Origin of the sequence: Microbacterium profundi (genome assembly GCF_000763375.1) — a bacterium.
GTDB lineage: Bacteria > Actinomycetota > Actinomycetes > Actinomycetales > Microbacteriaceae > Microbacterium > Microbacterium profundi.
Map to the genome: position 1 here is coordinate 898,264 of NZ_JPSY01000001.1, position 19,615 is coordinate 917,878.

Annotated in this window: 16 protein-coding genes; 10 read left to right on the forward strand and 6 right to left on the reverse strand. The window is 66.0% G+C overall.

Going from position 1 to position 19,615, the window contains the following annotated elements; all coding sequences use genetic code 11:
- The first annotated feature begins 12 nt into the window (after positions 1 to 12).
- The gene (locus JF52_RS0104185) at positions 13 to 1,608 is read left to right on the forward strand and encodes an isocitrate lyase (RefSeq protein ID WP_033105158.1); all 1,596 of its coding nucleotides are present in this window, start codon (positions 13 to 15) and stop codon (positions 1,606 to 1,608) included.
- Between the two features lie 169 nt (positions 1,609 to 1,777).
- Here JF52_RS0104185 and JF52_RS0104190 read toward each other — a convergent pair whose 3' ends face one another.
- Positions 1,778 to 2,869 carry an IS630 family transposase gene (locus JF52_RS0104190; RefSeq protein ID WP_033105159.1) on the reverse strand — a complete coding sequence of 364 codons (1,092 nt, stop codon included), beginning with the start codon at positions 2,867 to 2,869 and terminating at the stop codon, positions 1,778 to 1,780.
- A 312-nt stretch (positions 2,870 to 3,181) separates the two neighbouring features.
- Between JF52_RS0104190 and JF52_RS0104195 the strand changes: the two genes are divergently transcribed.
- Positions 3,182 to 3,523: a helix-turn-helix domain-containing protein gene (locus tag JF52_RS0104195; protein WP_033105160.1), complete on the forward strand. Its 342-nt coding sequence runs from the start codon at positions 3,182 to 3,184 to the stop codon at positions 3,521 to 3,523.
- A 94-nt stretch (positions 3,524 to 3,617) separates the two neighbouring features.
- A complete protein-coding gene (locus JF52_RS0104200; RefSeq protein WP_033105161.1) occupies positions 3,618 to 4,112 on the forward strand; it encodes a hypothetical protein in 495 nt (164 codons plus the stop codon).
- A gap of 449 nt (positions 4,113 to 4,561) precedes the next feature.
- Here the strand turns inward: JF52_RS0104200 and JF52_RS0104205 are convergent, their stop codons facing one another.
- Positions 4,562 to 5,857 carry an ISL3 family transposase gene (locus JF52_RS0104205; protein WP_033105162.1) on the reverse strand — a complete coding sequence of 432 codons (1,296 nt, stop codon included), beginning with the start codon at positions 5,855 to 5,857 and terminating at the stop codon, positions 4,562 to 4,564.
- Between the two features lie 717 nt (positions 5,858 to 6,574).
- On the opposite strand from JF52_RS0104205, the gene JF52_RS17195 reads away from it, so the two are divergent.
- A complete protein-coding gene (locus JF52_RS17195) occupies positions 6,575 to 7,309 on the forward strand; it encodes a chymotrypsin family serine protease (RefSeq protein WP_152594818.1) in 735 nt (244 codons plus the stop codon).
- A 288-nt stretch (positions 7,310 to 7,597) separates the two neighbouring features.
- On the opposite strand, the gene JF52_RS0104220 is transcribed toward JF52_RS17195, so the two are convergent.
- A complete protein-coding gene (locus JF52_RS0104220) occupies positions 7,598 to 9,067 on the reverse strand; it encodes an IS1182 family transposase (protein ID WP_033105165.1) in 1,470 nt (489 codons plus the stop codon).
- Between the two features lie 114 nt (positions 9,068 to 9,181).
- On the opposite strand from JF52_RS0104220, the gene istA reads away from it, so the two are divergent.
- From istA to JF52_RS0104240, 5 genes are all read left to right on the forward strand, one after another.
- Positions 9,182 to 10,732 carry an IS21 family transposase gene (gene istA / locus JF52_RS0104225; protein WP_052166742.1) on the forward strand — a complete coding sequence of 517 codons (1,551 nt, stop codon included), beginning with the start codon at positions 9,182 to 9,184 and terminating at the stop codon, positions 10,730 to 10,732.
- Positions 10,729 to 11,508, forward strand: a complete 780-nt coding sequence (istB, locus tag JF52_RS0104230) for an IS21-like element helper ATPase IstB (RefSeq protein WP_033105166.1) — start codon at positions 10,729 to 10,731, stop codon at positions 11,506 to 11,508. The genes istA and istB overlap by 4 nt, the downstream gene beginning before the upstream one ends.
- Positions 11,509 to 11,676: 168 nt before the next feature.
- The gene (locus JF52_RS17200) at positions 11,677 to 12,210 is read left to right on the forward strand and encodes a chymotrypsin family serine protease (protein WP_152594819.1); all 534 of its coding nucleotides are present in this window, start codon (positions 11,677 to 11,679) and stop codon (positions 12,208 to 12,210) included.
- 455 nt (positions 12,211 to 12,665) lie between these two features.
- Positions 12,666 to 13,094, forward strand: coding sequence for a MarR family winged helix-turn-helix transcriptional regulator (locus JF52_RS0104235; protein WP_033105167.1), 429 nt, complete (start codon positions 12,666 to 12,668; stop codon positions 13,092 to 13,094).
- Between the two features lie 93 nt (positions 13,095 to 13,187).
- The gene (locus JF52_RS0104240) at positions 13,188 to 14,795 is read left to right on the forward strand and encodes an SPFH domain-containing protein (protein ID WP_033105168.1); all 1,608 of its coding nucleotides are present in this window, start codon (positions 13,188 to 13,190) and stop codon (positions 14,793 to 14,795) included.
- 67 nt (positions 14,796 to 14,862) lie between these two features.
- On the opposite strand, the gene JF52_RS0104245 is transcribed toward JF52_RS0104240, so the two are convergent.
- The 3 genes from JF52_RS0104245 to JF52_RS0104255 all read right to left on the reverse strand — a co-directional run bounded on the left by JF52_RS0104245 (position 14,863) and on the right by JF52_RS0104255 (position 17,004).
- Positions 14,863 to 15,597: an ABC transporter permease gene (locus tag JF52_RS0104245; RefSeq protein WP_033105169.1), complete on the reverse strand. Its 735-nt coding sequence runs from the start codon at positions 15,595 to 15,597 to the stop codon at positions 14,863 to 14,865.
- On the reverse strand, positions 15,594 to 16,355 hold the full coding sequence (locus tag JF52_RS0104250) for an ABC transporter ATP-binding protein (protein WP_084595767.1): 762 nt from the start codon (positions 16,353 to 16,355) through the stop codon (positions 15,594 to 15,596). Before JF52_RS0104250 ends, JF52_RS0104245 begins: the two co-directional genes overlap by 4 nt.
- A 61-nt stretch (positions 16,356 to 16,416) precedes the next feature.
- Positions 16,417 to 17,004 carry a TetR/AcrR family transcriptional regulator gene (locus JF52_RS0104255; RefSeq protein WP_033105170.1) on the reverse strand — a complete coding sequence of 196 codons (588 nt, stop codon included), beginning with the start codon at positions 17,002 to 17,004 and terminating at the stop codon, positions 16,417 to 16,419.
- 51 nt (positions 17,005 to 17,055) lie between these two features.
- On the opposite strand from JF52_RS0104255, the gene hrpB reads away from it, so the two are divergent.
- A complete protein-coding gene (gene hrpB / locus JF52_RS0104260) occupies positions 17,056 to 19,614 on the forward strand; it encodes an ATP-dependent helicase HrpB (protein ID WP_033105171.1) in 2,559 nt (852 codons plus the stop codon).
- Position 19,615 lies beyond the last annotated feature (1 nt).

The following is a 19,615-nucleotide window of genomic DNA, read 5'->3' on the forward strand; positions in this document are numbered from 1 at the left end:
AAAGGAATCGAAATGACTGCGTACCAAGACGACATCGACGCCATCCGCACTCTCACCGACGAGAACGGCTCCAGCTGGAACGCCATCAACCCCGAGTCCGTCGCCCGCATGCGGGCGCAGAACAGGTTCAGGACCGGGCTCGAGATCGCTCAGTACACGGCCGACATCATGCGCCGCGACATGGGCGAGTACGACGCCGACTCGTCGCTCTACACGCAGTCGCTCGGCGTCTGGCACGGATTCATCGGTCAGCAGAAGCTCATCTCGATCAAGAAGCACCTGAAGACCACGAACAAGCGCTACCTCTACCTTTCCGGGTGGATGGTCGCAGCCCTCCGTTCCGAGTTCGGGCCCCTTCCCGATCAGTCGATGCACGAGAAGACCTCCGTGCCCGCGCTCATCGAGGAGCTGTACACCTTCCTCCGCCAGGCCGATGCCCGCGAGCTCGACCTGCTGTTCACCAAGCTCGATGACGCCCGCGCGGCAGGCGACGAGACGACGGAGGAGTTCATCCAGTCGCAGATCGACAACTACGAGACTCACGTCGTGCCGATCATCGCCGACATCGACGCCGGCTTCGGCAATCCGGAGGCGACCTACCTTCTCGCCAAGAAGATGATCGAGGCGGGCGCCTGCGCCATCCAGATCGAGAACCAGGTCTCCGACGAGAAGCAGTGCGGCCACCAGGACGGCAAGGTCACGGTGCCGCACGAGGACTTCATCGCGAAACTCACCGCCGTGCGTTACGCATTCCTCGAGCTCGGGATCGACAACGGCGTGATCGTGGCGCGCACCGACTCGCTCGGTGCGGGCCTCACGCAGAAGCTCGCGGTCTCCCAGGCCCCCGGTGACCTCGGCGACCAGTACAACTCTTTCCTCGACGTCGAAGAGATCTCCGCGGCCGAGTTGGGCGACGGGGATGTCGTCATCAAGCGCGACGGCAAGCTGCTGCGCCCGAAGCGCCTCGCGAGCAACCTGTACCAGTTCCGTGCAGGAACCGGCGAGGAGCGCTGCGTGCTCGACAGCATCACGTCGTTGCAGAACGGAGCCGACCTGTTGTGGATCGAGACCGAGAAGCCGCACGTCGCCCAGATCGCGGGAATGATGAACGAGGTGCGCAAGGTCATCCCGAACGCGAAGCTCGTCTACAACAACAGCCCGTCCTTCAACTGGACCCTCAACTTCCGCCAGCAGGCCTACGACCGGTTCGCCGCCGAGGGCAAAGATGTCTCGGCATACGATCGCGCGGCGCTCATGAGCGTCGAGTACGACGGCACCGAGCTCGGACGACTGGCCGATGAGATGATCCGCGACTTCCAGCGCGACGGGTCCGCCCAGGCCGGGATCTTCCACCACCTCATCACGCTTCCGACTTACCACACGGCTGCGCTGTCGACGGATGACCTGGCCAAGGGCTACTTCGGCGACGAGGGGATGCTCGCCTACGTGCAGGGCGTGCAGCGCCGCGAGATCCGTGAGGGCATCGCCACCGTCAAGCACCAGAACATGGCCGGCAGCGACATCGGCGACAACCACAAGGAGTACTTCGCCGGCGACGCCGCGCTGAAGGCCGGCGGCAAGGACAACACCATGAACCAGTTCAGCTGACCCGTTCGGTCTCATGAGGTCTCTCATGAAGTGAGAGACGAGCCGCGCGCAGGAGCAGTGCCATTCGAAGTTGGCACGATCTCCTGTGCGCGGCTCGTCTCTCGCCGCGCGGGTGCGGAGTCCTCTGATCGATCACGTCGATGTCGAACTCCACGGCGTGGTTCGACGCCTAGTGTCCCGAACCGTTAGTTCGTTGCAATAGTCGTCCGAGGGACTCGAGGATCTGCTCGGCGGTCTTGGTCCAGATGAAGGGTTTCGGGTTCTCGTTCCATGCCTTGATCCAGTTGCGGAGGTCTTTCTCGAGTGCTTGGACGCTGCGGTGATCGGAGCGCTGGAGGAGGTCGCGGGTGACTTCGGCGAAGAGCCGTTCGACCTGGTTGATCCACGAGGAATACGTCGGGGTGAAGTGCATGTGGAACCGGGGATGCTTGGTCAGCCAGGTCTTCACCGTCGGATGCTTGTGGGTGCCGTAGTTGTCGCAGACCACGTGGATATCAAGGTGTTCGGGCACGTTCTGGTCGATCTTGGCCAGGAACTTCTTGAACTCTGTGGCCCGGTGACGACGATGGGTGGATGCGATCACGGTGCCGTCCTCGACGTTCATCGCCGCGAACAGGCTCGTCGTGCCGTGCCGGAAGTAGTCGTGGGTGCGTTTCTCGGGCATGCCCGGCATCATCGGGAACGCGGGCTGTGACCGCGACAGCGCCTGCACTTGAGATTTTTCATCCACCGAAAGAACGACGGCGGATTCGGGTGGGTCCAGGTAGAGGCCAACGATGTCGTAGACCTTCTCTACGAACAACGGATCGTTCGAGAGTTTGAACCCGTCGGTGCGGTGGGGCTTGAGGCCGAATGCTTTCCAGACCCGCCCGATCGTCGACTTCGACAACCCTGTGCGCTCGGCCATCTTCGCCCTTGACCAGTGCGTCGCGTTCTCCGGCGTGGTCTCCAGCGTCGCCACTACGACATCCTCGACCTGCTCAGCGGTCACCGTCGCGGGTCGGCCGGGCCGCGGATCATCGACGAGCCCATCCAGGCGATGCTCCACGAACCGAGACCGCCACTTCGTGACCGTCGGTGCCGAACAGCCCAGTTGCGCGGCGACATCCTTATTCGTGAGCCCGTCACCACAGGCCAGCACGATACGCGAACGCAACGCCAGAGACTGCGACGACTTCCGCCGCCTCGCCCACCGAGTGAGTTGCTCCCGCTCCTCATCCGTGAGGACCAGCTCAGCCTTGGGACGCCCAGTTCGTGCCATACCCCAATTCTACAACTTACCAACCGAATTTACGGCGCAGGACACTAGCAATCGAGTCGACGTCCGCCAGGAGCACGCGAGCCCCCACTAACGTTGCTCGGCGCCGCGGCCGCCGCGCACACAGAACGCCACCGATCCGCGGGTACTCACCCTTGGGTTACGGCCGAATGGGATCGTCGCATTCGCGTTCGCTCGGAGGGTATTTCCGAGAGCAGTGTGGAAGAGCACTGCTCCGATGGCAGCAGCGACGATACCGGCTCCGAACATGTCCTCAGAATATGGCTCTGAGAACATTTTTTGGAAAGCGACGAGATGACCAATGCATCGGTGCTCGTGCGCGCTGCACGAAAGAGCCGGGGCCTCACTCAGCGCGATCTCGCCCAACGAACCAACGTCGACCAGGGGCGGGTCTCTCGGTTTGAAAGTGGTCGCGAGGCTGAGTTCAGCACCATCGAACGATTCCTCAGCGGCGCCGGCCATCGCCTCTACTCCGCGCCCACGAGGCGGGATGACGCGGCGACCATCGCGGCGGCGATCCGCAGATACCTGCGTGCTGCGCTCGTGGACCTTCGCCTCAGCGAAGAAGGACTGCCCCTCCCGCATGGGTCGATGCCCCGAACAGGCGACTCCGGGCGCCTCGCACTCTCGACGTAGATCCCGCCGATCCGATCCCGGAGCCAGCAGATGTACCGCGAGAGTTCCTCAAGCGTGGCGTCTTGGTCTGGCGAGACACGCTGGCGAGTGTCTGATGGCAGACGCGCTCGATCGCGACGACATCATCACCGGCCTTCGCGAACTGGTGGGTGAACTTCATGCGGCTGGCGAAGTCGCGGGCATACGCCTCGTCGGCGGCGCTGCGCTTGCGATCAGATACTTCGACCGGCGTACCACCGGAGACCTCGGCTCACTGCACGTCCAGCCCGGAAGTGATGACGCTGTCCTCGCCGCGGCCTCGCGCGTGGGAGAACGACGAGGGTGGAGCGCGGGCTGGTTCAATTTCGCTGTGGAGCAGGACGCGCTTCTCGCCATGAAGCTCCGCGCCAACCGGCCAGGACGCGACGTGAACGACATGCGCCAGTTACTCGCTCTCTGCGGTGTCACCACGCTGGAGGATGCTGAGGCGCACTACGACGACTTCTATCCGGGCGACGGCCTCACCGATCGTGCGATTGGCATGGTCCAGCGAATCCTCGAGGGCGGGCTGCCGACGGAAGTTCCCTCGCCCGGGCCCATTGATCTCTAACGCCACGGCGAACTGACCCCGGGCGTTCGTACGGGCGTCGAATCAGTGCCAGGGATCGTCACGAACCCGATCGCCCACCAGTGCTCGAACAGACCACCATGCTTGATCTGATCATCGACGAATTCACCGTCTCGTCAAAGAAGTGTCGTGATGTGTCGCTGCTACTTGAAGTTGCTGAACCGCTGAACCTCAGAGCGGCTTATGAGACGAGACATCCCCACGATGACCTTCATCGGATGCTGTGTGGTGAAGGTCAGCCCGGTCACCAACAGCCGGCAGTCGCGTGTCAGCTTGACGTCTCCGCTGGCTGCCGGAAACGTCGCGCGGACCGTTTCGGCGGATGCGGTTCCGGCAGGGTGTTTCGGCAGGCGCTCGATCGGCGTGTCGTACCCATGATCGTCAACCTCTTCGCGGCTGCCGATAACGGGCTCTCCTGCTCCTTCCGTGGGTCATCGGCCGGGGAGTGCGGGTCGGTGGGGTCCGAGGGTGAGCATTGCGAGGGCGATGAGCGCGTCAGCTGATTTGAAGCCGAATGCGATTCGGGTGATGAGTCTGATCTTCGTGTTCGTTGATTCGATGAGGGCGTTGGAGAGGCCGTGCTCGATCGCAGCGAGGATCCGGTCACGGTGTTTCACGATGCTGCGTTGAAGCTTCACGAACGCGGGGATCCGGGATCGTCTCGCCCACGACACCCACCCGTCGAGGGCGTCTCGTGCCGCTTCGAGCGGCATCTTGAAGATCGCCCGCAGCCCTTCTTTGAGCAGGTACGCCCGGTAGAGCCGCGGGTCAGCTTTCACGATCCACGCGAGCTTCTCGCTCTGATGCTCGGTGAGGGTGTCCGGGTTCTTCAGTAGCGCGAACCGGGCGCCCTTCAGCCTGGTCGCCCGCTCGGACTGCGGCCGGCCAGGCGCGTCAGCGGGCGGGCGGCCCCGTGGCCTGCTCGGCTCGGCCCGAGCGAGCTTACGGGCCTCGTTCCACGACTCGCGCCGCACCTCGTTGAGCGCCTCGGTAGCCCACATCACGATATGAAATGGATCGGCGACGCGGACCGCGTTCGGACATTTCTCCGCCACGACGCTGCCGATGAAGTCCGCTCCATCCGCGGAAACATGCGTGATCAGGGTGCAACGCTCCGCCCCGAGAAGGTCGAAGAACTCTCGCAGCGTGTCCTTGCTGCGCCCGGGCGCAGCCCATACGAGGGTCTTCGTGTCATGGTCAACGACGACCATCAGATACTTGTGGCCCCTCTTGTAACTGATCTCGTCGATCCCGATCCGCCGCAGCCCGTCGAACCGGTCATGCAGAGCCTCGGCATCTGCCCAGACGCGGGCGATGACCGCACCGACCGTGCGCCACGCGATCCGCATCAACTGCGTCACCGTGCTCTTCGACGATCTCGTCGCCAGCCATGCAACCTGATCATCGAACGCATACGTGTGACCGGCACCATGACGAGCCCACGGCACCTGCCGCACGGTCACCCCGTGCACCGCGCACGACACCCGCGACGCGTCGGCGACCAGATATACCCGGATCGTGCCGAGATCCAGGCCCCGCCACCGCCGCTGACCCTCACCACGGTCATACGCCGGGCAGCGACGCCCACACGCCCCGCACCGGCCACGAGCCGATTTCCGTGGCCTCACCCGCACGATCAGCGCCTGCTCGTCTTCGTCGAACTCGACATCCTCGATCACCGTCTTCTCGACCCCGAGCAACGCCGACCATAGACTGACATTCCGCACGCCGTTCCCCGTTCACTGGTTCCTGTTCCTTGACAGTCCAGAAACCTATACGAGAGAACGGCGTGCGCCCGTTCAAACCCGCCCAAACACCCACGGATACGTCACAAGAGCCCGATAACGATCGATTTCGGCAGTTGTGCATGTACCAGAACGGCGGCAGCGTCACAAGCTGTGCTTTCGCTGCGAACCCTCTATGTTCGAGGTCGGAGGGCAATGATGAGAAGACCCGGGCTTGTAGCCATCTTGCTCGCGCTATGCCTAGGGTCCGCCTGTGGATGCGCACCAGAGCAGCCGCCGATGGAGAGTGATCGATCTCAGTTCTCCGCCCCGTCAAGCGGTTTCACCGCGCAAGTTGTCGCCTCTGGCGCCGAGGGCGTCACTATTACGTGGATCGACGACACGACCAAGCTCATCATCACCACCGAAGGCAGCTCCTCGTGCCCACTCGTACCTCTGCGGCTCGACGGGGAGCACCACGACACGGTTGTCCTAGGGCGTGATGACGGAGGAAACGCTGTCTGTTCGGCCGACCTCAGCCCCACTAGTTCCACAATCACGCGACCCAAGTCATGGGATCCAGGCATCCAAATCGTCGGCACATACACCGACACCGAACTCTATCTGACGCCATCTCGCTGACCAACAGAAGGAAGATCCATGCGAAAAATGCTCGTTCGATCCACTCTCGCGTTCTCCGGAGTTCTCACACTAGGGGTCATGGCTATTGCTACGCCCGCTACGGCAACATCCAATGTCGTCGAAGATGATGAACCGACTTCGATCGATATACCCGTCACTACCGACCTGAAGACGCTTCTACCTCCTGTACCGGAAGGCCTCATGAACTGGGCGTCTGAAACACAGGATCGCCTGGAGAGCGTCAATCAGTTCTCCACCGTAAGCCTGTCTGAGGATCGCAAGTCCGCAGAGATCTACTGGTACGGAGCCGCAACCGACGCATTAGACGAAGCATTGACTGCGGCGCCCGCCGAATACGCGGTCACCGTGGTTCCTACGCTGTACGAGCCAGGAGAGCTCCGCACCGCGGCATTGGACCTACTGAATGCGGGCGAATTCAATGGCTCTGCGGTTACCGCTACCTGGCCGGACTTCGACGGTAGCGGTCTCGGCGTCCAGATCGACGATATGTCCGCAAACCGTGGCACTGGCGCGACCGAGTACCAAGGATTCCCAGTTGAGGTCAGCGAAGGAGAAGCGGCAGCTGCGATCGGTCGACAAGACGACAACCTCCATCTGGGTGGATCCAGACTAGTGAGAGCCTCCACTGGAGGCCGCTGCTCTCTGGGGTTCTCTGTGCAGTCCACAGCTTCCAGTCCCACTGATGGCGGTATGTTTGCGGCACATTGTGGGAACGTGGGTGACGCGTGGCTGCGGCCGACTGTTAGCGGCCATGCCAAACTGCCCATAGGCGGCCACGGAACTGCCCACTGACGGCCAGGAGAACTGCCCGTTGGTGGCCATGAGATCTGCCCACTTCCTTTTCGGAACCCCGCCCGGTTATGCGGCGGGAGCCTCTTCCCGGGGTTTGATTGCGGTGTCTAGGTGCGCGGGTCAGAATCGGGTGGCGTGGCGCGCGGCGTTGACTCTGGCATCGCGCGCTGACGGTCGCGAACGGGAACGGGCGGGCCGTTGCGGTGTGAGAGCGTGCGGGATCGCACGGCGAGGGGCTCGTGGCGACTGTCGGTGCGTGCTGTGACGCCCCGGGACCCCTGGGGAGGCCTATGCGGGCGCCAGCCCGGCGGCTGTAGCGACGCGGAGCTTGCGGAGGTTGTGGCAGATCGTGTGGAGTAGCCATTCGCCTTGGGCGCCGGCGAGTCCGCGTAGCCGGAGCTGTCCGGCGTTTTGCCGGGTCTTCATCTGCCCGAACGCGGGTTCAACGATGGCTTTGCGGCGCGCGTAGTCGGTGCGGCCCTGCTCGGTGCGCAGCGCGTGCGCCATCCGCTCCCGCCGGCTCGCGTCCTCTGGGGCCGGGTCCGGGGCGCCGGCGGTAGGGAAGCTCTCGCCGTGACGTTGCCGTCCCGTCGCGATCAACACCTGTGCGTCCAGATCGTCGGCGGCTTCGAGGTTGGCTTCCGAGCAGTAGCCCGCGTCAGCGAGGACGACCTCTGGGGAACGCTCGATTCCTGCCGCATCGAGGTTCCGTAGGGTCTGCTCGGCCATCGGGACGAACTGCTGGATATCGGTGGCCTGCTGGGTGACCTCGGCGCTCAACACGATCTGGTGGCCCTCATCGACAACGGCCTGCGCGTTGAACGCGTAATCGAAGCCGCGGACCGTCTTCATCATCCGCGCCTCAGGATCGGTGAAATTGCGTTGCGCTTTCGGCTTCGGCGCCGCCGTGTCCTTCGACGATCTGACGGCCGCGTCGGCCTGCTCAGGGGGCTGACCGGCGGCGTCGGCCTTCTTCCGCGCCACGGCTGCCGCCTTCTCGGCGGCGTCGGCCTCGATCGCGTCCTTCGCGGCACGTAGTTTTACCAGGCGCCCCTCACGGCGGGCCAGCTCCGGGGCGACCTCGTCCCCGCGCCGGTCCTGGCCGAACTGCTGATCCTCGGCCTCATCGACCGCCTCCGCCTCGGCGAGCAGCGCAGCGACCTCGGCTTGGAGCTGATCGATCTTCGGCACGATCCGGTCATAGCTCATCGCCTTATGCCGCGACGCGTTCGCAGCCAGCTTCGTGCCATCCAGCGCGACCCGCCCCAACCGCACCAGCCCCGCCTCCGCGCAGACCCGCAGCACCTGCAGGAACAACCCCGGCAGGGCATCCAGGTGACGCCGACGAAACCGGGCCAGCGACCGGTAGTCGGGCGCCTGGTTGCCCGACAGCCACCGGAAGGCGATGTCGCGCTTGCAGCGCCGCTCCAACTCACGAGACGAGGTCACGCCCGTCGCGTACGCGAACAGCAGCAGCTTCAACATCATCCGCGGGTCATACGGAGGCGCACCCGAGGCGGACGCGTACGACGCGTAGACCGGCGTCAGATCCAAGAGCTCTTCGACGACCTCGGAGATGAACCGGGCCTCATCATCCTCGTCCAGCCAGTCATCCAGACTCGGCGGGAGCAGGAAACACTGCCCCTGGTCATACCCACGGAACGTCTTGCCCGCACCCGCCGGTGCAGCCGATCCCGGCGCCCGCGCCTCACCCGGCTCGACCTCGAACAGACCCTCCAGGCTGGCAGTCACCGTCATGAATCGATTCTCCCAGCACCCCGCGCTATCCACCGGATTCACCCCGGCGCGTTAACGGAAGGATCTGACCCACGCACCTAGACGCACCAAAGTCACCCAGGAAGAGGTCCTGTAATGAAGTTAGACGGAGAAGTCATGGAAATACTTGAGGCATACGATCTGACTGGATCGTTGCGCGCGACCGCGGAGCTGACCGGTTGCTCGCACCACACCGTTGCGCGGCATGTTGCCGCTCGCGATGCCGGGAGACCGATCGCCGAGCCGGCGTTCCGGGGCCGGGTCACGGACCCGTTCCTGCCCAAGATCGAGGAATGGGTCGAGAAGTCTCTGGGCAAGATCCGGGCTGATAAGGCTCACGACAGGCTCGTCGCGCTGGGCTATGAGGGCTCTGAACGCTCGACCCGCCGGGCGGTCGCGCAGGTCCGCGCCGCTTACCGGCTCGGCCACGTCCGGGTGCACCGCCCCTGGATAACGGAGCCGGGGATGTGGTTACAGTACGACTTTGGCGACGGCCCGGTGATCGACGGGAAGAAGACGGTGTTGTTCGTGGCGTGGTTGGCGTGGTGTCGGTTCCGGATCGTCATTCCGCTGCGGGACCGGACCGCGCCGAGCGTGTTCGCGGCGTTGGATCGCACGTTTAGGACCGCTGGCGGCGCCCCGACCTATGTGCTGACCGACAACGAGAAAACGGTCACCGTGTCGCACATCGCCGGGGTCCCGGTGCGGAACCAGCAGACGGTGGACTTCGCCCGCCACTACGGGGTGACAGTGTTGACCTGTCAGCCGGCGGATCCGGCGTCCAAGGGCGGGGTGGAGTCCTCGGTGAAGCTCGCCAAGGCCGACATCGTCCCCAAGGACACGAACCTGTTACCCGAGTACGCCTCGTTCGCCGAGGTGGAAGCGGCGTGCGACGCGTTCATGGACCACGTCAACAACCGGGAACACCGCGCCACCCGGCGGAAGCCCGCGGCGATGCTCGAGGAAGAACAGCTCCGGCTGCACCGGGTCCCCGACACCGCGCACACGGTCGCGTTCGGGCTCTCGCGCAGCGTCCCGGACAACACCCCGATGGTCACGTTCGAGAATGGCCAGTACTCCGTCCCCGCTCACCTGCTCGGCGGCCGCGTGTTCGTCCGCTCCCACGGTGTCGGCACCGACGAGCAGGTCATCGTCGTGCACGTCGGCTCCGACGGCCCCGTCGAAGTCGCGCGGCATAACCGGGCCCGGCCGGGCAGTCCCGCGATCGATGACGCGCACTTCCCCGACCATCGGGAGAAGGTCCCGGGCGATTACACGATCAAGGCCAGGAGCGCCGCGGAGGCCGAGTTCCTCGGCATCGGCGCCGGCGCTCACGCCTGGCTGCTGGAAGCGGCCGCGGTGGGCACGGCGCGGATGAACGTGAAGATGGCCGAAGCGGTCGCGGTGGCGAAGATCAGCGGCACAGCCCAGGTCGACGCTGCGTTGGGTGAGGCGGCCACCTACGGGCGGTTCGCGACCGGTGACCTCGCGTCGATCCTCAACGCGGCCGTCTCCAAGGGCAAGGCGCACCGAGCCGATGAGAAAGCGTCGCTGGCGCAGGGCACCGCCGGCTGGGCGGCGATCGGGCAGCCCGTCACGCCCGGGGTCGACCTTGCCGTCACGGATGATCTGGAGGAGAGCGCGTGAGCGTCACCCAGGCTGCCGCGCCCGTCCTCCCCGCTGACCTCGAAGCGTTGATGCGGCAGTTAAAGATGCCCTACGCTCGCGCGTTGGCGCCGGAGCTGATCGCGACCGCGAAGTCCCAGCGGTGGGAACCGGCCGAGGTCATCAAGGCCCTCTTCGTCGAGGAGGTCACCGGCCGGGCCCGGTCCATGCTCGCCACGAGGCGCAAGGCCGCCGGGTTCCCGACCGGGAAGACCTTCGACACCTGGGACGAGTCCGCGTCCTCGATCCCGGTCCCGACGCAACAGGCACTGCGGACCCTGGAATGGATCGGCCGGAAGGAGAACGTCGTCGTCTGCGGGCCATCGGGCACGGGGAAGACGTTCTTCCTCGAGGCCCTCGGGCAACAGGTTGTCGAGGCCGGGATGCGGGTCGCGTGGTTCCGGCTCGAGGATCTCGGCGCGTTGGTCCGCGCGCACCGCTCCGATGACTCCGTCAGCCGGGTCGTGGCCCGGATCCTCCGCGCGGATCTGATCGTCGTCGATGACATCGGGCTACTCGAAGTCGGTGCGGACGCCGCCGAGGGCCTCTATCGACTCGTCGATGCCGCCTACGAGAAACGTTCCATCGCGGTGTCCTCGAACCTGCACCCCGCTGGGTTCGACGAACTCATGCCCAAGACCCTCGCGACGGCGACCGTCGACCGGCTGTTGCACCACGCGCACGTCTGCCAGACATCGGGCGACTCCATCCGGCTGACCCAGGCCCTCGCCGGGAAAGGAGTCACCGCGATGAACTAAACGACGACGCCCTCGACATGGCCAACGCCACCAACACCCTGGTGGGCAGATCTGTTGGCCATGAGTGGGCAGTTTCCGTGGCCACCAGCGGGCATTTCTGCTGGCCGCCCACGGGCAGTTCCTATTGGCCATTGACAGCCGACACCAACCTCAGGGACGTACGTCTCGATGGGAAGCACCGGAGCCGAGATCAACAATCGCGATGGAGCAATTCTCACAGGTACGTTCTTCAATCCTGCGGTCTACATCGGTAGCTATACGAGTGATGCCTACGTCGGGATCACCACGGTCAACACACCAGTCAATGGCACAGAGATTTGCTACTCCGGCTCCTTCAGCGGAACAACCTGCGGGAATATCGTCAGTCAACCCATCTACAACTACAGTCTCACGGGCGTAGGCAACATCACTGGGCTGATGACGGCCAACCCTCAAGGCCTCCCTGCCTTTGGGAACGGAGACAGTGGAGGGCCAGGTATTGCCGTGTTCCAGCACACCGACGGTACGCTTCGGATCTCCGCATCCACGATCATCTCGGCGATACCCAGCAACAATAAGAGCGCAAACTGCCAAGGAATCCCCGGGTCCGGCCCGGCCAACAGCACCAACCCCAACGATCGCCAGTGCAGCCACATCGGAATCGTAACGCGAGCGAAAGACATCGCCAGTTCCCTGGGCTATTCCATCAAAACCGTGCCGTAAAAATCAGAGACCCACGAAGAGCGAGCCGTAGGCCTCGGCCACGGCTCGCTCTTCGTATATACGGCCTACGCGGGGTCGGGAACCACCGGTAGACGTGCCGAAACAGTCCGCCAAAGGGCGGTTACGACTGGCCTTATCGACCGCTTCCTGGAACTAAGAAGCCACCTCGCACCGGAAACGATCGTTTCCGGCGAGGAGATGCTCCGCCGCCGTACCTCGTCCGACACCTTCCGCGAGGCAAGGCAGAGAGTCCCTGTCGAAATCATTTGCCGCTCCTCAAACTTTCCGTAACCAAACCGTTGCATTCGTTACCGCCCCGTTATACAGTGATCACACGGTGAATGTTTGCTGTGGCATCCACCGCATGTGATTGCAGGACACTCTTGGTGCAAGGGACAAGGGCCGGTCGGGAGCCTCTCCGACCGGCCCTTCACCGTTCCCACTAATCTGTATTCATGACGGATCGCAAGCTCGCGCTCGAGACCTGGGAGAGCCTTTTCCGCGCCCAGCACGAGCTCTTCATGGCAATGGCCGCCGACTTCGACGGCGCCGCCATCACTCAGGCCGAGTACGACGTGCTGCTCACGGTCGTCCGCTCCCCGGAGATGACTGCCAGGCTCCGCGACGTCACAGCGAACATGCTCATCAGCCAGCCGAGCGTGTCACGGCTCGTGGACCGCATGGTCTCGCGCGGACTGATCCAGAAGTGCCCCGATCCCGAAGACGGGCGCGGTGCACTGATCCGTGCGACCGAAGACGGCGCCCGCGCGTTCCGCGCGGTCGCGACAGTCCATGGGCGCTCGATCGCGCAGCGCATGTCGAAGCTCGACGACGATGAACTGCGCACGTTGCACTCGCTCACCGAGAAGCTCCGCGGCGACTGACGGGGACTACTGCCCCCTCGGGTCTGCATCGATTTCTGACATAGTCGATGCAGAAGCAGTCTTCGCAGATGCGGGGGCAGGGAGGGAACTTTCATGGAGATCGCCGGAGCTGTCGGCATTCTGATTCTCGTCGGCATCGCAGTCGTCGTCCTGATCGTAGTCGGGCTGATCGTGCTGTTGTTCGCGCGCAGCTGGATCAAGGTCGCCCGCGCGGATGAGGCGCTCGTCATCTCGGGTCGCAAGCAGAAGGTGCAGCGCGCCATCCTGTCTGCCGACGGGACGAGCAGCTCCGAGAGCGTCGATTCGCCTGTCACCGTGATCGTGAACGGCAAGTCGCTCGTCAACCCGATCACGCAGCGCCACGAGATCATCTCGCTGCGCTCGCGCCAGGTCTCCTTGAACGCTGAAGCCCAGTCGCTGGACAGCGTCACCTTGAACGTCGATGGTGTCGCGATCGTGAAGATCGGCTCCGACCCGCTCTACGTGCGCCGCGCCGCCGAGCGTTTCGCTTCGCAGGATGCCGCGATCGAGCAGTTCACCACCGAGCAGCTCGAGGGTGCGCTCCGCGGTATCGTAGCGACTCTCTCGGTCGTCGAGTTGATGCGCGACCGCAAGAAGTTCTCCGACCAGATCGCCGCCGACGTCTCGCAGGATCTGGCCGAACAGGGCCTCATCCTCGACTCGTTCCAGATCAAGGGCATCACCGACAAGGTCGGGTACATCCAGTCGCTCGGTGCCCCCGAGATCCACGCGAAACGCCAGTCCGCCGAGATCGCGCAGACGAACGCCGACCGAGCGATCAACCAGAAGAACATCGCCAACCAGGAATCCAACCTGGTCGAGCAGACCGCCCTCGACACCAACACCGCCAACTCGAACGCCGGTATCGGCCGCGCACGCGCCGAGGCCGAGCAGGCGGAGCACCTCGCCAGGGCGCAGGCCGAGCAGGCCGTGCTGCAGCAGCAGGCCGAGAACCGCCAGGCGCAGCTGGATGCCGACGTCAAGCGCGTCGCCGACGCCCAGCGCTACGAGGCGGAGACCCGCGCCCAGGCCGAGCTCTATACGCGCGAGAAGGCTGCAGAAGCAGGCGCCATCGAGCAGGTCAAGCAGGCAGAGGCACGGACCCGCATCGCCGAGCAGCAGGCAGAGGCCGACAAGGCCCGCGCGGCCGGTGAGGCCACGGCCGCCGAGGCGAAGGCGACCGGTGAGGCCAACGCCCTCCGCGCCCTCGCCGAAGCCGAGTCCGAAGCCCGCCGCCTCCGCGCCAACGCCGAGGCGGACGCCATCCGCGCCGAAGGTGAGGCGCGAGCCGCCGCCCTCGAGGCAGAGGCGAAGGCCATCGCATCCAACCAGGAGGCGTTCCTCTCTCAGCGCGTGCTCGACGTTCTGCCGACGATCATGGCCGAGTTCTCGAAGGGCTACGCCACGATCGGAAGCGTGTCGATCATCGGCAGCTCGGGCGAAGACGGCGCCTCGGGCGTGGTCGGCGCCGACAGCGCGAAGGCGCTGAAGTCGGTGTTCGACAGCGTGAGTTCGGCGACCGGCCTCGACCTCGCGGCCATCATCCAGGGCCAGGCCGTCGGTCGCGGCATCGGGGAGAGCATGGCGAGCGCTCAGGCGCCTGCTGCCACGAAGAAGCCGAAGGCGAAGGCGGCCGAGTCGGTTGCCGCTCCCCCGCCCCCGCCGGCGTCGGCCGAATAACCAGAAGTGCCAAGAGCGGATGCCGCGCGCCACATCGGCCGCGGCATCCGCTCTTCATCTTTCGCTCCTATGGGGTGCGCCGTCGCAGAGTGAGCGATGCCAGCACCAGCGCTCCCAGCATGAATGCGACCACGATCAGCAGCGGGCCGAACACATCCCACCCTTCTTCCCCCGCGGAGACGGCGTTGATCGTGTCGATCGCGTAGCTCAGCGGCAGCCAGTCCGAGATCGCGTGCAGCACGTCGGGCATCTGATCGCGCGGCATGAACAGCCCGCCGAGGATGATCTGCGGGAACACGAGCAACGGCATGAACTGCACCGCCTGGAACTCGGTCTGGGCGAAGGCACTCGCGAGCAGTCCGAGCGCGGTGCCCAACAGCGCGTCGACGACGGCGACGAGCCCGAGTTGCCACAGCGGTCCGTCGGTCTCGAGTCCGCAGACGAACACCGCGAACGAGACGGTGATCACAGCCTGCAGCAGCGCCATCAGCCCGAACGCCAGCGCGTAGCCGAGGATGAAGTCGCTCTTCGCCAAGGGCGTCGTCATCAGCCGCTCCAACGTTCCCGAACGGCGCTCGCGCAACGTCGTGATCGATGTGATCAGGAACATCACGATGAAGGGGAACAGCGCGAGGATCGGGCCGCCGAACTGGTCGAACACGCCCTCCTGATCGCTGAACAGCCACGCGAACAGGCCGACCAGCAGGCTCGGGGCGATCAGCATCAGCGCGATCGAGCGGGGGTCGTGCCGCAGCTGGGAGAGCACGCGACCCGCGGTCGCGAAGAGCCTGATGACGTTCATTCTCCCGTCTCCTCTCGGCGCGACCTGCGTGTGTCCAGATGCTGCTGCTGATCCCGTTCGATGAGGGCGAGGAACGCGGCATCCGGGTCTTCCGCCCCAGTGTCGGCGAGCAGCCCCTTCGGTGTCGTGTCGGCGATGATGCGGCCTGCGCGCATGAGCAGCAGCCGGTCGCAGCGCAGCGCCTCGTCCATGACATGACTCGACACGAGCAGGGTCACGCCGCGCTCGGCGAGACCTCTGAACTGGCCCCAGAGCTCCGCCCGCAGCAAAGGGTCGAGGCCGACGGTCGGCTCGTCGAGCACGACGAGCTCCGGAGATCCGACCAGTGCCATCGCCAGTGAGACGCGGCTTCCTTCACCGCCGCTGAGCGAGGATACGAGCTGATCCGCCTGTCCTGTGAGCCCGACGTCGGCGATCACGCGATCGACGGCATCGCGCGGTGCGCCGAGGAGCGCCCCGACATAGCGGAGGTTCTGCCGGATGGTCAGGTCGTCGTAGGCCGACGCATCCTGAGTGCCGTAGGCGACTCGGTGCCGCAGCACGCGCGATCCGGCCGGTTCGCCGAGCACCGTCACCGTGCCCGACTCGACGCGCTGCACCCCGACGATCGAGCGCATCAGCGTGGTCTTGCCGCACCCCGATGGGCCGAGCAGACCGGTGATCTGTCCGCGCGGGATCGACACGTCGACGCCGTCGAAGACGCGCATCTTCCCGCGTCGCACGCGCAACTGCGACACCTCCACGCTCGAGTTATTCATCATGTGATGAATTGTGCGCTTCGGATGCCGCGGCGTCAAGGCCCCGTGATGAGCACGGCGTTCAGTCGAAGAGGTACCTCTGCACGGTGGGGCCGATCCTCGCAACGAGCTCGTCGACACCCACGTCCGCGATGGGCGCCAGCTTCAGCACGTAGCGCGCCATCAGGAGACCGGCGATCTGCGAGGCCGCGAGCGTCGAACGCAGCGCCGCATCGTCGGTGTCGAGCGCGCGTGCGATGCGGCCGAGCAGTTCGCGCGAGAGGAATCCGGCCAGCACCGGAGTCGTGAGCTTGCTGCCGATCGCGGCGCGCATGAGTGCGACGCCGCGGCGGCGCACATCCGGCTGCTCGAACGCCTGCAGCACGAACCGCACGACGCGCTCGCCGACCTCGTCACGCGGGCCTGCGAGGATCTCCGGGATCGCGACGTCGAGCCGGATCGGCATGCCCATGGCCGCGGCGAACAGATCGGCCTTGGTCCCGAAGTAGTGGTGCACCAGAGCACTGTCGACCCCGGCCCTGGTCGCGATCGCGCGGATCGTCGATCCGTCGTAGCCGTGCTCACCGAACTCGTCAACGGCGGCCGAGATGATCCGTTCGCGCGAATCCGTCTCTCCGCGCGGACGCCCGCGCCGCCTCACCGTGGCCATGCCGCTCAGCCTACGCGCCGAGTCGTGCGCCGGACGCGAGAGACTGGAGGGGTGACCATTGCTCCGTTCGACCTGTCGAAGATCGGTCGCGGACTCGCGTTCGCCTCTGCAGTGGATGACCTGAGCGCGGCGCTCGACCGCAGCGCCTCCGTCGTGGTCAGCTCGCCGCCGGGCACAGGCAAGACGACGCTCGTCCCACCGATCATCGCCGGTCGCGTTCGGGGTCGCGTGATCGTGACACAGCCTCGCCGTGTGGCCGCCCGCGCTGCCGCCCGACGCCTCGCGCACCTGGACGGATCGCCCCTCGGCTCCCGTGTCGGGTTCACCGTCCGCGGCGAGCGCCAGGTGCAGTCGTCGGCGATGATCGAGTTCGTCACCGCCGGCGTGCTGCTGCGCCGACTGCTCGATGACCCGGGCCTCGAAGGCATCGGCGCGGTCGTGATCGACGAGGTGCACGAACGCGCGCTGGAGACGGATCTGCTGATCGGTCTGCTGGGCGAGGTGCGCGAGCTGCGCGATGATCTCGTGCTGATCGCGATGTCGGCGACGCTAGACGCCGATCGGTTCGCGACTGTTCTCGGCACGGATGCCGCCCCCACTCCGATCGTGACCCAGACGGTGCCGGCGCACGCGCTCGACGTGCGCTGGGCGCCGAGTCCTTCGCCTCGGCTGGACGAGCGCGGCGTCACCTGGGCCTTCTTCGATCACGTCGCACGCACCGCGGTCGACGCGCATCGCGGTATGGCGCGCAGCATCCCGACCGCAGACGCGCTCGTGTTCGCACCGGGCGCGCGCGAGGTCTCCGAGATCGCGCGCCGCATCCGGGACCTCGCGCCGGAGTTCGATGTACGAGAACTGCACGGCCAGATCCCCGCCGCCGAGCAGGATGCCGTGATCGGCGGCCGCGCAGGTGACGCGGCGCGGATCATCGTCACCACCTCCCTCGCAGAATCGTCGCTCACGGTTCCCGGCGTGCGTCTCGTCGTCGACACCTGCCTGTCCCGGGCCCCGCAGCGGGATGCGGCCCGTGGCATGAGCGGCCTCGTCACCGGTCCGGCATCCCGCGCCTCTGCGACTCAGCGCGCTGGTCGCGCGACGCGCGAAGGACCGGGCGTCGTGGTGCGCTGCGTCGACGAGCGGACATTCGCCGCGGCACCCGCGCGGCCGGCTCCCGAGATCGCCACGACGGATCTCACCGACGCCGCGCTGCTCCTCGCCTGCTGGGGCGCCCCAGGCGGAGCGGGGCTCCGATTGGTCGATCCGCTCCCGAGCGACAGCCTGAACGACGCGACGACCGTGCTGCGCGGTCTGGGCGCGATCGATTCGGACGGACGCGCGACCGATGAGGGGCGACGCCTCGCCCGCATCCCGGTCGACCCCCGCCTCGCTCGCGCGCTCCGTGACGGCAGCACACGGGTCGGTGCACGCGCGGCGGCCGAGGTCGTCGCGCTGATCGGAGGCGAACTCCGTGTCGCCGACGGAGATGTCGCGACTGCTCTCACCGCGCTGCGGAACAGAAGAAGCACCGACGCGCGTCGCTGGGAGCAGGAGGTGCGCCGCCTCATGCAGTTCACCGACGACGGGCGCGCGAGACGCGCAGACGCGGACCTGACCGGACTCGTCATCGCGCTCGCCTTCCCCGAGCGGATCGCCCGCCGCGTCGATCATTCGGCGAACGGGGCGACCTTCCTGCTCGCATCCGGCACCCGCGCGGGATTGACCGGCCCGCTCGCCGGCGCCGAATGGCTGGCGGTGGCCGACGTCGCTCGCGCACAGGGCCGAGCGGCTGCCGGCACTGGAGCGGTCATCCGCTCGGCAGCGGCCATCTCGGAGCACGAAGCGGAACAGGCGGCGACCCATCTGGTCACCGACCGCGTCGAAGCGCAGTTCACGGACGGGCGCGTCGTCGCCCGGCGCGAGCGTCGCATCGGCGCGATCGTCCGGTCGTCCGTCCCCGTTCGGGTTCAGGCCGGCGAGGGTGGCCGGGATGCTGTCCGTCGTGCGCTGGAGAACCAGGGACTCGGGGTGTTCAGCTGGTCGGATTCGGCCGATGCGCTTCGGCGACGTCTCGCGCTGCTGCACCGCGAGATCGGCGTTCCATGGCCGGACGTGTCGGATGCTGCGCTCCTCGGTGCGCTCGATTCCTGGCTCGGTCCGGAGCTGGCGACGCTCGCGACCGGCACTCCGGCCTCTCGCATCGGCTTGACCTCGGCGCTGCGGCGACTGCTGCCGTGGCCCGCGGCCGTCGACCTCGATGCGCTGGTTCCCGAACGGCTCGAGGTACCAAGCGGATCGCGGATCCGCATCACCTACGCACCCATGGACGACCCGTCGGCGCGTCCCGTCGTGGCGGTGAAGCTGCAGGAGTGCTTCGGGTGGGCGGAGACCCCGCGCCTCGTCGGAGGGCGGGTGCCTGTTCTGTTCCACCTGCTCTCCCCCGGCGGACGCCCGCTCGCTGTGACCGACGACCTCGCGTCGTTCTGGGCCGGTCCCTACTCGCAGGTGCGTGCTGAGATGCGCGGCCGGTACCCGAAGCATCCATGGCCCGAGGACCCATGGTCGGCCGTCCCGACCCGGCACACGAAGCGCCGCGCCGCGGAGAACCGGTGAC

Coding starts and splice junctions, on each gene's coding strand:
- JF52_RS17195 (WP_152594818.1), top strand. CDS start 6,575: ATGGCTATTGCTACGCCCGCTACGGCAACATCCAATGTCGTCGAAGAT.
- JF52_RS0104200 (WP_033105161.1), top strand. CDS start 3,618: ATGGCAGACGCGCTCGATCGCGACGACATCATCACCGGCCTTCGCGAA.
- JF52_RS0104240 (WP_033105168.1), top strand. CDS start 13,188: ATGGAGATCGCCGGAGCTGTCGGCATTCTGATTCTCGTCGGCATCGCA.
- JF52_RS0104220 (WP_033105165.1), bottom strand. CDS start 9,067: ATGACGGTGACTGCCAGCCTGGAGGGTCTGTTCGAGGTCGAGCCGGGT.
- JF52_RS17200 (WP_152594819.1), top strand. CDS start 11,677: ATGGGAAGCACCGGAGCCGAGATCAACAATCGCGATGGAGCAATTCTC.
- JF52_RS0104195 (WP_033105160.1), top strand. CDS start 3,182: ATGACCAATGCATCGGTGCTCGTGCGCGCTGCACGAAAGAGCCGGGGC.
- JF52_RS0104245 (WP_033105169.1), bottom strand. CDS start 15,597: ATGAACGTCATCAGGCTCTTCGCGACCGCGGGTCGCGTGCTCTCCCAG.
- JF52_RS0104250 (WP_084595767.1), bottom strand. CDS start 16,355: ATGAATAACTCGAGCGTGGAGGTGTCGCAGTTGCGCGTGCGACGCGGG.
- JF52_RS0104190 (WP_033105159.1), bottom strand. CDS start 2,869: ATGGCACGAACTGGGCGTCCCAAGGCTGAGCTGGTCCTCACGGATGAG.
- JF52_RS0104185 (WP_033105158.1), top strand. CDS start 13: ATGACTGCGTACCAAGACGACATCGACGCCATCCGCACTCTCACCGAC.
- JF52_RS0104235 (WP_033105167.1), top strand. CDS start 12,666: ATGACGGATCGCAAGCTCGCGCTCGAGACCTGGGAGAGCCTTTTCCGC.
- JF52_RS0104255 (WP_033105170.1), bottom strand. CDS start 17,004: ATGGCCACGGTGAGGCGGCGCGGGCGTCCGCGCGGAGAGACGGATTCG.
- istA (WP_052166742.1), top strand. CDS start 9,182: ATGAAGTTAGACGGAGAAGTCATGGAAATACTTGAGGCATACGATCTG.